The sequence below is a fragment of the Halomonas urumqiensis genome (assembly GCF_003028575.1).
GTDB lineage: Bacteria > Pseudomonadota > Gammaproteobacteria > Pseudomonadales > Halomonadaceae > Halomonas > Halomonas urumqiensis.
Genome location: NZ_PYUD01000001.1, coordinates 1601502 through 1613434 on the forward strand (window position 1 = coordinate 1601502; position 11933 = coordinate 1613434).

Consider the following 11933-nt stretch of genomic DNA (forward strand, 5'->3'; position numbering starts at 1 on the left):
TTGATTCGCCCTGACTAGCAGGATCGCCAGAATGTATCGGTACGACACCTACGACCAGACCCTCGTGGATGAGCGCGTTGTGCAATTCCGCGACCAGATGGAGCGCCACCTGAGCGGCCGCCTGGGGGAAGAGGAATTCCGCCCGCTGCGTCTGCAGAACGGCCTCTACATCCAGAAGCATGCCCCGATGCTGCGCATCGCTATTCCCTATGGCATGCTCTCAGGCCCGCAGTTACGCCGCCTGGGCGAGATCACGCGGCGCTACGACCGCGGCTACGCGCACTTCACCACGCGCCAGAACCTGCAGCTCAACTGGCCCAAGCTCGAGGATGTCCCGCAGATCCTCGGTGATCTTGCCGAGGTGCAGATGCATGCCATCCAGACCAGCGGCAACTGCATCCGCAATACCACCAGCGACCAGTTCGCCGGCATTGCCGCCGACGAGGTCGAGGATCCACGCCCGTGGTGCGAGCTGATTCGCCAGTGGTCGACCCTGCACCCGGAATTCGCCTTCCTGCCGCGCAAGTTCAAGATCGCGGTATCCGGTGCCAGTGCTGACCGCGCCGCCATCCAGGTCCACGATATCGGTCTGCGCTTGTGGCATGACGATCAGGGCGAACTGCGCGTCAAGGTGCTGGCGGGCGGGGGGCTTGGCCGTACGCCGATGATCGCCGAAACGGTTCGCGAGGATCTGCCCTGGCGCCACCTGCTCACCTACCTGGAGGCCTGCGTACGGGTCTATAACCAGTTCGGTCGGCGCGACAACAAGTTCAAGGCGCGCATCAAGATTCTGGTCAAGGCACTGGGCATCGAGGAGTTCCGGCGGCGTGTCGATGCCGAGTGGGTGCATCTTAAGGATGGCCCCCAGACCCTGACCCAGGCTGCGGTGGATGCCGCACGGACGCATTTCGTCGAGCCCGAGCGCCGCACCGTCAGCGATGACGCCATCGCCGCGTTCGAGAAGCTTCGCGCCGACAACCGAGCCTTCTCACGCTTCGTGACCAACAACGTCACCGAGCACAAGGTACCGGGGTACAAGGCCGTGACACTCTCGCTCAAGCGCCGCGAGCATGCGCCGGGCGATGTCACCGCCGACCAGCTCGACGCGATCGCCAACCTGGCCGAGCGCTACAGCTTCGGCGAAGTTCGCGTGACCCACGAGCAGAACCTGGTGCTCTCCGATGTGCCTGTCGATGAGGTAGAGGCGTTGTGGGGTGAGCTCGAGGCACTGGGCATGGCCAACCCGACGGTGGGCACGCTCAACGATATCATCTGCTGCCCGGGCGGCGATTACTGCGGACTTGCCAATGCGGTGTCGATCCCCATCGCACAAGCCATTCAGGAGCGGTTCGAGGATCTCGACTTCCTGTATGACATAGGCCCGCTCGACCTCAATATCTCGGGTTGCATGAACGCCTGCGGCCATCATCATGTCGGCCACATCGGCATTCTGGGCGTCGACAAGAAGGGTGAGGAGTACTATCAGGTCTCGTTGGGCGGCAGCTCCACCGACGATACCTCGCTTGGCAAGATCCTCGGTCCGTCCTTCTTCCGCGAGGACGTTCCCGAGGTGATCGACAAGGTCCTGCAGGTCTATGTGGCCCAGCGCCATGAAGACGAACGCTTCCTCGATACCTATCGGCGCATCGGCCACAAGCCATTCAAGGAGCGTGTCTATGCCTGACGCTCAACTGCAGCACACCCAGACCTTGATCAAGATGGGCCAGCCGGAGCAGGACGAGTGGGCGCTGTCACGTATCGACGACGCACTGCCCACCCGCCGTCCGGTCATCGTGCCGCTGTCACTGTGGCAAGCCAATGCCGATGACCAGGCCCTGGCACCGTGGCTTTCAAGCGACACAGAGCTCTCGGATGAGCTCGCCGGCCAGCTCGCCAGCGCCCCTCTGGTGGCCATCGACTTCCCCGCCTTCACCGACGGACGCGGCTATACGCTGGCGCGTCTGCTGCGCGAGCGGTATCGCTTTGAGGGCGAGATTCGCGCCATCGGCGACGTGCTGGTCGACCAGCTGTTCTACATGACGCGCTGCGGTTTCGATGCGCTGGCACTGCGCGACGATCAGCACCTCGAGGACGCCCTGCGCGCCTTGGGGGCCTTCAGCGTCAGCTACCAGCCGGCGGTCGACGTCAGGGAAGCGCTGTTCGAGCGCCGCCTTCGCGAGGGCAACGGCCACGCCTGAGCATCTTGTGTCGGCACATGATGCTGGATACGCCATGTAGCTCGGACCAGGTCGCCCGTATCATCCAAACGAAGGGCTCGGCTCAATGCCGGGCCCTTTTCGTGATGCCCCGCTCAGCCTCTGCGCTTCTGCTGGCGTTCGCGATTGTTGGCCCGCGCACGGTCGCTCTTGCGCAGCATCACCCAGGTGGCGCCAAGCCCACCATCTGCCTGGCTTGCCGAGACAAAGGCCTGCACCTCGGGAAATTGCACCAGCCACTTGGCGAGATACGAGCGCAGCACATTGGGCGGACTGTCGATCGACTGACCACGTCCATGGATGACCAGCACCGAGCGCAGATCATGCGCATAGGCGTCCTGGATAAAGGATGGCAGGGTTCTCCGGCACTCCTCGAGGGGCCGGCGCAGCAGATGGAGCTGGGCCTGAACGGCATAGCCGCCATGGCGCAGTCGATCGACCACGCCATGCTGGATGCCGTCGCGGCGATACTCCAGCGGGTCGAACGGTGGCACCAGATCGACAAAATCGTCGGAAAGAAAGTCACGTCCACCGGGCTCGGCGGCGGCGCTCTCGCGCCTGGCCAGTTGCGCATCGCTGGGACCCTTCGACGCACGTCCCGGATCGGCGCGGTTGCGCGCCCGTGAGATCGGCCTCACATCGCCCATCAGTGTCCTGAAGGATTGATCCTGCCTCTGATCACGGTCCGAATCGTTGCGCACCGATTGCGTCATGAGCCACCTCCAGGTCAGTTGGCTGATCTCGCGCTGAGCGAGCCACCTCATCCTAGCAGAGCGATCACCCCGGCTTAAGGGGGGACAGCGGATCAATCGACTGGCAGGATGATCGCTGGTACACCCACTCAGGGATGATGACATGACCCGATGTCGATTATTGCTGCTGACCCTGGTCAGCCTGCCTTTAGCGGCGGGATTCTGGTTGTGGCTGACCATGCTCAGCCCTTTCACCTATGAGCGACCCGCCCATCTGCCGACCGTAAGCGAAGGACCTCATACGGTGTTCGTCTATGGCACCCTGCGCTCGTCGGTGGTGCGCTGGCTGGTGACCGGGCGTGCCATGTCGAGTGAACCCGCAATACTCGACGGCTTTCGTCGCGAACGACTCGACCTTGTTTCCGCCCCCGGCGCGCGGGTCGAAGGCGAAGTGATCGTCGTCAGCGCCGATGAACTTGCCCGACTCGACCGCTACGAACGGCTCGGCATACGCTATGAACGCATTCGCCAGACTCTCGACGATGGGCGCGAGGCCTGGGTGTACCGTCGCCTGCCCGAAACGGCTCGCCAAGGCGAGGACGCCGCTATCCCCACACGTCTCGCGCGGTTGTGAGGCCACATCCCGGCCCTCTACAATGTCAACCGCCGGACCGCACTCGCATGTCCACTCCTTGACCACCTGCCGCTGGAGCTTCGATGAGCGCCTCTCTGCCCTACGTGCTGATTCTCTACTATTCGCGCCATGGCGCCACGCGTGCCATGGCGGAACAACTCGCTGCCGGCGTCGAGTCGACCCGTGGCATCAAGGCCCGCCTGCGCACGGTTCCCCCCGTCTCCGCGACCTGCGAAGCCGTTGATCCGGAGATTCCCGAGGAAGGCGCGATCTATGCGACGCTGGATGACCTGCGCCACTGCTCGGGGCTTGCACTCGGGAGTCCGACCCGCTTTGGCAACATGGCCGCCCCCCTGAAATACTTCATCGATGGCACCAGCGAGTTGTGGCTGGGTGGCGCACTGATCGACAAGCCAGCCACCGCATTCACCTCCACTGCCAGCCTGCACGGCGGCCAGGAAACCACGCTGATCTCCATGCTGCTGCCGTTGCTGCACCACGGCATGGTCTACGCCGGTCTGCCATATAGCGAAATCGAACTGATGGAGACCACCAGTGGCGGCACGCCTTACGGTGCCAGTCACCTTGCCGGCAAGCGCAGCGACCGGCCACTGGATGATCACGAACGTCAGCTGGTGCGTGCCCAGGGCAAACGCCTGGCGCGCCTGGCACTGGCACTCAGAGAACCGCCGTTGGAGGCGCACGGATGAGACAGTGGCTGGAAGCCCTTGAAGCCCGCCGTGGGCTCGACGACCTGACCGCTCGCTCACGCCGGTGGGTGATCGGCAGCTATGCGCTGCTGCTGGCGTTGATGCTCTATCGCGGTGTATTGGTGGACACCGAGGCCAACCCGTGGATGCCGCTCGTTGCCTTCGCCCTGCCGCTGGTATTGTTTCTACCGTCGATCATCGGCCGGCGTCCACGCGGACATGCCTGGTTATCCTTCGTCAGCCTGCTCTACTTTACCCAGGGGGTCATGATCGCCACGCTGCCAGGTCAGGGGCTTCGAGGACTCGCCGAATCCCTGGTGTCGCTTGCCCTGTTCACCGGTTGCATGGGGTATGCGCGCTTCCGCAGCCGTCAGATGAAGGCCTTTAGCGATTCATAAGCTTAGCCAAGCTTGGTCTACGAAGCGGCGTTCAAGGGTGTTGAGCTCGATGCCCGAAGCGGCGACCATGAAGGATATTTTCGAGGAGAACACCATGACACGCGATATCGCCGATATCCGACGCGATTACGAAGGTGGCGAGCTGGGGGCTGCCCAGATCACCGACAACCCCATGGAATTGTTCGACGAGTGGTTCGCCTTGGCACTCGCAAGCGAGGGTGACGACGGCAACGCCATGACACTGGCTACTGTCGACAGCCGCGGTTTTCCCCATGCTCGCCTGGTGTTGCTCAAGGGCATCGATGACCAGGGCATGGTGTTCTACACCAATTACCACAGCCACAAGGGGAGTGAGCTCTCCAACGTGCCCCATGCCGCGCTGGTGTTCTGGTGGCCGACACTGTCCCGTCAGGTGCGTGTCGAGGGGCGTGTCGAGCAGGTCAGCACCTCGGAATCCGACGCTTATTTCGCCAGCCGGCCCCGCGCCAGCCAATTGGGCGCCTGGATCGCCACGCAGAGTGTGGTGATTCCCGATCGTACCTGGATCGAGGAACGCAAGCACCGCTTCGAGCAAGCCTACGAGGGGCAGGACATCCCGCGTCCGGTGCATTGGGGCGGCTACCGGGTGATACCCGACATGATCGAGTTCTGGCAGGGCCAACCCAGCCGTCTGCACGACCGCATCCGCTATGAACGACGCGACGGCAACTGGCACCACTTCCGCCTGGCGCCTTGATTGACGTAGATACTGGCCTCTCGAACCCTTCTCGCCCCTGTGATCCGAAAGGGCGAGATGGTTCTACGCCAGGCAGCGTCAGTCTGGCTGACTCTCCAGGCGATGACGCTGCCACTCGCTTTCCGGCTCGTTGAGCCGCAACACCGCATCGACCACCTGCTCTTCCATGTTGTAGCGCTGCTTGAAACCCAGGTGCTTCATCAGTGAGCGCATCGGGTGGTTGTCGACCATGATCTTGCCAATCATCTCGAGCGTGCCGACGCTAGTGCAGTAGTCGATCATCTTGTTCATCAGCAGGCTACCAATCCCCAGCCCCTGCATGTCATCGCGGATGATCACCGAGAATTCGGTGCGGATATTGTCAGGATCGTTCCACACTCGCACCACACCCAGCATCTCCTTGCTGCCATCTTCGAGACGATGCTCGGCGATGAAGGCCATCTGCCGGTCGTAGTTGATGTGCGAAAGGATGGACAGGTCGCGCTGGGTCAGGTCCGACTTGTTGTGGAAATATCGGAAGCGAATGCTCTCCTCCGACAGTCGGGTATGGAAACTGGTGATCAGTGGGGCATCTTCGGCACGAATCGGGCGTACTTCCACGTTCCAGCCGTTTTTCAGCGTGACCCACTCACGCAGCTCTTCCGGATAGGGCATGATCGCAAAGCGCGCCGGTGTCCCGAGGTCCATGGCGAAATCCAGTGCCAGCATGCCATCTCGATTGAGCAGCAGTGGGTTGATCTCCACACCACGAAGTTCCAGCAGATCGCTCGCCATCTGTGAGAGCTTGACCAGCATCTGGCAGAGTCGCTCGATATCACGTTCAGGCTCGTTTGCGTGTTCCCGCACCAGCCGCGCGGCATGGGTACGCCCGACCATGTCCTCGGCCAGGCGCATATTGAGCGGCGGCAAGGCCACTTGACGGTCGGCGAGGATATTCACCTTGTAGCCGCCAATGCCGAATACGATCACCGGCCCGAATACCGGGTCGCGGGTAATGCCGGCGCATATCTGTAGCGATTGCTTGCCCCGCTGCATTGGCTGCAGACAGTACTCATGGATGGTGAAGCCGGGATATTTTTCGGCAACCTTGTCGCCCAGTTGTACCACCCCGTCGGCGACCTGTTCAGGGCTGCGCAAATCCTGCAGCAACCCGGCCGAAATGCGATGAGGATGCTTGCGGTAGCGAAACGGCCAGCAGTTGCCTTCGTGAATGACCTTCATGGCCAGCGGGCCGCTCAGTTCGGTCGCTGCCTGTGCCGCATCCTCCGGCGTATGAACGTAGCGACGCGGTGCCACTGGAATACCATAGGCCTCGAGCACCTGGGCTGTCTCTGAGTGGGTCAGGCTCTCGCGTCCGGCAGCCTTGGCGGCGTTGATCAAGGACCTGCAGCGCAGGCGGATCTCGGGGGTCGTGGTGAACGGCAAACTGGGGGGCGTTTCCTGCAACAGGGCCTGAACGCGTTGGTAGTTGACCATGTGCATGAACGCCTTCACGGCCTTTTCCGGTGAGATATAGGTCGGAATGCCGGCGAGGTTGCTCTCGTGGCGCGCCCCAAGCGCTTCCTCCAGGCCCATCCAACTGGTCAGCAGGTTGCGCCGGAAGCGCTTGCGATTGGCGATGAGTGCCTGAGCCGTGGTCTTCGAGGGCGCCATGCGGGTAGGGGCATGAACCACCAGCACAGCGTCCACGCCTGGATCCCCGGCAACGATTTCCAGCGCATCCACCATCTTCTCGGGGGTCGCGTTGCCCCCCAGGTCCACCGGATTCTCGCCAGGTTTGCTCATGTCGAAATCATCGCGACACAAGGCGGACCTGGTGGTCTCGCTGAAGTCGGCCAAGCGGCCACCGGCACTGATCAACTTGTCGATGGCGAGCATCGCGGGCCCAAGGCCATTGGCCACGATGGCCAGCCGGTCGCCGCGCAACGGTTTCATGCGTGACAGGGTTTCCAGCGCGTCGAACAGTTCATCGGAATCGTTGACTCGCACGACGCCGGCGCGCGAGAAGGCGGCGTCGAATATCTGATCACGATTGGCAACCCCCGGCGTCGGGGCAAGCCCTGTCAGGTCGGATTGCGGCGTGCGGCCACTCTTGATGGCAAGTACCAGGCGATTTCGCGAGGCATCACGCAGCGCGGTCATGAAATGCTGCGCGTCGAGAATCTTTTCCAGGTGCAGCAGCACCGCCTGGGTCGGTGAGAACTGACTGATGTAGTCGAGCAAGTCGGGAAGCATCACATCGACGCTGTCACCAAGCGTGATCAGGTGCGAAAAGCCGACCCCACGCCCCGCCGCCCAATCGATCATTGCCGTGCCGAGCATGCCCGACTGGCCGAGATACGCCACCCGCCCTGCCTTGATCGGTCGATTAGCATAGGAGGCGTTGAGCTTCCGCCCCGGCACGATCAGGCCCATGCACTCGGGACCCAACACCCGAATGCCGGATTCCCGCGCCGCGGTGAGCATGCGGTGACGAATCGACGCCTTGCCATCGCGGGCATCGTCGAGGTGCGACCCGCCGGACAGCACCAGTGCCGCGCGCACGCCGAAACGTCCAAGCCGGGCAATCCGCCCAGGCACCGTGTCCACCGGGGAACAGATCACCGCCAAGTCTGGCACACCGGGCAACTTCGACACGCGTGAGAAGGCAGGCTGGCCAAATACGCTATCGTATCCCTTGGGATTGACCGCCCATATCTCGCCCGGGAACCCACCCTCCTGGAGATTGCGGATCACCAGGCCTCCCAGGGAATGGGGCTTTTCCGAGGCACCAATCACGGCAATGGTGCCGGGTTCGAAGAAGTGACGCAGAAATCGGGTGCTCAAGAGACTCTCCGATGGGATAAATGGCTTTAAGAATAGCTGATTGCCGAGATGTACGACCTATTGGCAGTGTCTTGCAAGGCACGTCGACCCGTAGGATGAAGCCAGACAGCCTGGAGACACCGATGATCACCGGTTACATCACCCACCCCGATTGCCAGCTCCATCACATGGGCCCCGAGCACCCGGAAAGCCCACTCAGGCTGGAAGCAATCCGCGCACGCCTTTCCCTGGCCGGCGTTCTGCAGCAAACCATGCAGTCGGAATCACGCGCGGCCACCAGCGAAGAGCTCGCTCGGGTTCACCCCCGGCAACACCTCGACGCATTGGACAAGTGCCTGCCAGAGCACGGCATCGTCACCCTCGACAGTGACACCCTGATGAACCCCGACACGCTGTGTGCCGCAAGCGTGGCGGCAGGCGCGGTGATCCGCGGCGTCGACCAGGTGTATCGGGGACAGGCCGACAATGTGTTCTGCGCGGTTCGCCCGCCAGGCCATCATGCCGAAGCCACCGACGCCATGGGCTTCTGTTTCTACAACAATGTGGCCGTGGGTGCAGCGCATGCCAGGCACAAGTATGGCGCCAGGCGGGTGGCTATCCTGGATTTCGATGTACACCAGTGCAATGGGACCATCGACATCTTCAAGGGCGACCCCGATATCCTGATCTGCACCAGTTTTCAGTATCCTTTCTATCCATGGCGCTATCTGCGCAGTGAATGGCAAAACGTGGTCAACACGCCGCTCGCGGAAGGTACCGACGGCGCTGCTTTCCGCCGCGCCATCGAAGACGACTGGCTGCCCGCCCTTCACGCCTTCAAGCCCGACCTGGTGATGCTATCGGCGGGCTTCGATGCCCACCGTGAGGATGTGATGGCTGATCTTTGTCTGGAAGACGAGGACTACCACTGGGTCACGCGACTGGCCATGGAGATCGCCGCGCTGTATGCCGATAACCGGCTGGTCTCGGTACTCGAGGGGGGCTATCACCTGGAGTCTCTGGGTAGAAGCGTCGAAGCCCATGTCAAGGCACTACTTGGCCAGCCCTTCGCCCATTGAGGTTTCCCCACTCCCGGAAACTTAGCATGTCCGCGCCACTCTCTGAACAGCACCAATGAACACACTGTGTGGATGACGCTGTGAGGCCTGACAGCGTCGTCCTCGTGCTGCGAGTGACACGCTTTGTGGTAGGCTTGAGGAAACTCTGTTTCCGATAGTGAATCCGTCAATGACCGGTAATGATCAGGATGCCGCCCTGCGCATCGCCTCGGGCCGCAAGCCATTCGTCGAGCCCTTGCGCCTCGGCGAGCGGCTCAAGGAAATTCGCCTGGCCAACCAGTGGACGCTGGAGGACGTCAGCCAGCGCACCGGCCTTGCCCGATCCACGCTGTCCAAGATCGAGAATGATCTGATCTCGCCTACGTTCACGGCCGTACAGAAACTGATCGGTGGGCTAGGCATCGACCTTCCCCAACTGCTCTCCCCGCCCCGGCAGCAGACCCGCACCATGGGGCGGCGCGACCTGACCCGACGTGGACATGGCCAGCAGCACCCCACGCCCACCTACGAGCATGAGCTGCTCAGCTGCGAACTCGCCCAGAAGCGCATGATTCCCTTCAAGACCATCGTCAGGGCCCGTGGCTTCGACGAATTCAGTGAGTGGGTGCGCCACGATGGCGAGGAATTCCTGATGGTGCTGGATGGAGACATACTGCTGTACACCGAGTTCTACGAACCCTTGCAGCTCGCCGCCGGCGACAGTATCTACTTCGACAGCGACATGGGGCATGCCCTGGTATCGCTCAGTGCCGAAGACGCCGTGGTGTTGTCGGTCTGCACGCGTGCCGACAGCGTCCCTGGTTGATAACAAGCAGTTGATACCAAGCTGCCCCGCGATCGACAAGGCCCCGACCATTGAGGTTCAGCTCAACAGTCGGGGCCTTGTGGGTCAATCCCCTCCGGCCAATTCGCGATTCATTTGTCGATCACTGTAGGCGACGCCGTAGTGAGCGCGTGACCAGCCATAGAAGACCAGGCCGATCAGCATCCATCCCGCGAACATCAACCACTCCACCGGCGCCAGTGCCGCCGGGCTGCCTGGCATATACATGCCGATCAGCGCCAGCGACAGCACCACCGCCACTACCCCGACCAGCTTGCCTTGGCGCACCTTGAACGGACGCGGCATGTCCGGTTCACGCGAGCGCAGCACCAGAAACGACATGGCAACGAAGAGGTAGGCGATCACGATCCCGAGCCCGCCCGCGACCACCAGCCATACCAGCGCCGGGCGACCGAAGAATGGTGCGATGCAGGAGAGAATCCCCATCAGCAGGATGGCATTGGTCGGGGTACGGTAGCGCGGGTGCAGCTTGCCCAGGAATGCCGGCAGCATCCCTGAATGGGCCAACGCATAGATCGCCCGTGAACCGCCGACATAGAAGGCATTCCAGCTGGTGATGATCCCGGCGATTCCGGCAAGCACCATCAGGTTACCCGCCCAGGGCGCCCCAAACACCGCCTGCATGGCATCGGGTACCGAAAGCGAGCTTGCCGCCAGTGCCTCCGGATTCAGCATCAGTGAGGTGCCAAGGATGATCAGCGCATACCAGAATACCGCCATGATCACCGAGAACATCAGTACCCTGCCGATTTCGCGAAACGGCAGATTGATCTCTTCGGCGGCCTGGGGAATGACATCGAACCCCACGAACATGAAGGGCACCATGATCAGCACCATCATGATGCCGCCCAGCACGCCTTCCGAGGTATTGAACAGCGGCTCCATCGTGGCGCGCTCACCCTCGAACAGTGAACCGGTGATGAACATCACCCCGACCACCAGGATCAACACGGTGACGACCTTCTGCACCAGGGCTGCGGTTCGCACGCCAATGTGGTTGATCCACATCATCACCAGCGAGCCGGCGACACCGACCGCGACCCAGGTGGCCTTGACCTCCCAGCCGGCGATGGTCCAGAGATGCCCGACCGAATAGTTCGGGAACAAATGCTCGACCACGGTAGGCAGCGCCACGGCTTCGAAGGCCACCACGCTGACATAGCCCAGTGCGATCGCCCAGGTGCACAAGAAGGACGCAAAATGCCCAAGCGCCCGGTAGCTGTAGACATGCTCTCCGCCCACCTGTGGCATTGCTGACGCCAACTCGGCGTAGGTCAACCCGACCAGCACAATGGCGATGCCTCCCACGACGAACGCGGTGATGGCTCCGAGACTACCCGCCGACTCTATCCAGCTGCCGGTGAGTACGATCCACCCCCAGCCGATCATTGCCCCAAAGGCCAGCGCAAGAACGTCCTTGCGGGCCAGCACGCGGCTCAGCTGTGGTGTTGACGAATCATCCTTGGACATGGCGTTCAATGCCTCGTTTGGTTATTGGTTGTGACGAGAGGTTGTTGCGAGTGGTTATTTCAAGAGGTTGTTGCGAATGATTATTGAGAATGGTTGTTTCGAGAGCTTGTAACGAAAATACGCGGTCAAGTGACGTGAATCGAGTCACTAATGATCAACATAATTGACATTAAACCCATTGGCAAGAGGCAATCAGCTGCATGGTCACCTCACTGTCTGCGGCAGGTATTCGGATGTCGAAAGACGCTCGGCCCCGATCAAATCATCGCTACGTTACCCTGTAAGGCGTCTTGCGACCTTAAGACGAAGCGTCATGAACGTGTCTATAAAATCAAACAAGTGTCCCAGC

The 11933-nt window shown here is 61.8% G+C and carries 11 protein-coding genes; 8 read left to right on the forward strand and 3 right to left on the reverse strand.

The features are described 5' to 3' along the window. Nucleotides 1–31 precede the first annotated feature (31 nt). Nucleotides 32–1684, forward strand: a complete 1653-nt coding sequence (locus C6V82_RS07000) for a nitrite/sulfite reductase (RefSeq protein ID WP_102589002.1) — start codon at nt 32–34, stop codon at nt 1682–1684. Then, nucleotides 1677–2198 carry a DUF934 domain-containing protein gene (locus C6V82_RS07005; protein ID WP_102589001.1) on the forward strand — a complete coding sequence of 174 codons (522 nt, stop codon included), beginning with the start codon at nt 1677–1679 and terminating at the stop codon, nt 2196–2198. The genes C6V82_RS07000 and C6V82_RS07005 overlap by 8 nt, the downstream gene beginning before the upstream one ends. 113 nt (nt 2199–2311) lie before the next feature. On the opposite strand, the gene smrA is transcribed toward C6V82_RS07005, so the two are convergent. Further along, the gene (gene smrA, locus C6V82_RS07010; RefSeq protein ID WP_102589000.1) at nt 2312–2929 is read right to left on the reverse strand and encodes a DNA endonuclease SmrA; all 618 of its coding nucleotides are present in this window, start codon (nt 2927–2929) and stop codon (nt 2312–2314) included. A gap of 142 nt (nt 2930–3071) precedes the next feature. On the opposite strand from smrA, the gene C6V82_RS07015 reads away from it, so the two are divergent. The 4 genes from C6V82_RS07015 (at nt 3072) to pdxH (ending at nt 5386) form a co-directional block, all read left to right on the forward strand. Beyond that, nucleotides 3072–3542: a gamma-glutamylcyclotransferase family protein gene (locus tag C6V82_RS07015; protein ID WP_102588999.1), complete on the forward strand. Its 471-nt coding sequence runs from the start codon at nt 3072–3074 to the stop codon at nt 3540–3542. 83 nt (nt 3543–3625) lie between these two features. Beyond that, entirely contained in the window at nt 3626–4252 is a 627-nt protein-coding gene (gene wrbA, locus C6V82_RS07020; RefSeq protein WP_102588998.1) for an NAD(P)H:quinone oxidoreductase, read from the forward strand. Continuing rightward, nucleotides 4249–4650 (forward strand): DUF2069 domain-containing protein, encoded by a 402-nt coding sequence (locus tag C6V82_RS07025; protein WP_102588997.1) that lies wholly within the window; start codon nt 4249–4251, stop codon nt 4648–4650. The genes wrbA and C6V82_RS07025 overlap by 4 nt, the downstream gene beginning before the upstream one ends. Before the next feature lie 94 nt (nt 4651–4744). After that, nucleotides 4745–5386, forward strand: coding sequence for a pyridoxamine 5'-phosphate oxidase (gene pdxH / locus C6V82_RS07030; RefSeq protein WP_102589036.1), 642 nt, complete (start codon nt 4745–4747; stop codon nt 5384–5386). Between the two features lie 78 nt (nt 5387–5464). On the opposite strand, the gene C6V82_RS07035 is transcribed toward pdxH, so the two are convergent. Continuing rightward, nucleotides 5465–8212 (reverse strand): bifunctional acetate--CoA ligase family protein/GNAT family N-acetyltransferase, encoded by a 2748-nt coding sequence (locus C6V82_RS07035; RefSeq protein ID WP_102588996.1) that lies wholly within the window; start codon nt 8210–8212, stop codon nt 5465–5467. Between the two features lie 122 nt (nt 8213–8334). Here C6V82_RS07035 and C6V82_RS07040 point away from each other — a divergent pair, with 122 nt between their 5' ends. Beyond that, nucleotides 8335–9270, forward strand: a complete 936-nt coding sequence (locus C6V82_RS07040) for a histone deacetylase family protein (RefSeq protein ID WP_102588995.1) — start codon at nt 8335–8337, stop codon at nt 9268–9270. Between the two features lie 169 nt (nt 9271–9439). Continuing rightward, the gene (locus tag C6V82_RS07045; RefSeq protein ID WP_102588994.1) at nt 9440–10075 is read left to right on the forward strand and encodes a helix-turn-helix domain-containing protein; all 636 of its coding nucleotides are present in this window, start codon (nt 9440–9442) and stop codon (nt 10073–10075) included. Nucleotides 10076–10159: 84 nt separating this feature from the next. Here C6V82_RS07045 and C6V82_RS07050 read toward each other — a convergent pair whose 3' ends face one another. Then, nucleotides 10160–11584, reverse strand: coding sequence for an APC family permease (locus C6V82_RS07050; RefSeq protein WP_102588993.1), 1425 nt, complete (start codon nt 11582–11584; stop codon nt 10160–10162). Nucleotides 11585–11933: the final 349 nt, after the last annotated feature.

Bases quoted from the DNA above. Each gene is read 5' to 3' on its own strand.
- C6V82_RS07045 (WP_102588994.1), top strand. From the start codon at position 9,440: ATGACCGGTAATGATCAGGATGCCGCCCTGCGCATCGCCTCGGGCCGC.
- pdxH (WP_102589036.1), top strand. From the start codon at position 4,745: ATGACACGCGATATCGCCGATATCCGACGCGATTACGAAGGTGGCGAG.
- C6V82_RS07040 (WP_102588995.1), top strand. From the start codon at position 8,335: ATGATCACCGGTTACATCACCCACCCCGATTGCCAGCTCCATCACATG.
- C6V82_RS07050 (WP_102588993.1), bottom strand. From the start codon at position 11,584: ATGTCCAAGGATGATTCGTCAACACCACAGCTGAGCCGCGTGCTGGCC.
- C6V82_RS07000 (WP_102589002.1), top strand. From the start codon at position 32: ATGTATCGGTACGACACCTACGACCAGACCCTCGTGGATGAGCGCGTT.
- smrA (WP_102589000.1), bottom strand. From the start codon at position 2,929: ATGACGCAATCGGTGCGCAACGATTCGGACCGTGATCAGAGGCAGGAT.
- C6V82_RS07015 (WP_102588999.1), top strand. From the start codon at position 3,072: ATGACCCGATGTCGATTATTGCTGCTGACCCTGGTCAGCCTGCCTTTA.
- wrbA (WP_102588998.1), top strand. From the start codon at position 3,626: ATGAGCGCCTCTCTGCCCTACGTGCTGATTCTCTACTATTCGCGCCAT.
- C6V82_RS07005 (WP_102589001.1), top strand. From the start codon at position 1,677: ATGCCTGACGCTCAACTGCAGCACACCCAGACCTTGATCAAGATGGGC.
- C6V82_RS07025 (WP_102588997.1), top strand. From the start codon at position 4,249: ATGAGACAGTGGCTGGAAGCCCTTGAAGCCCGCCGTGGGCTCGACGAC.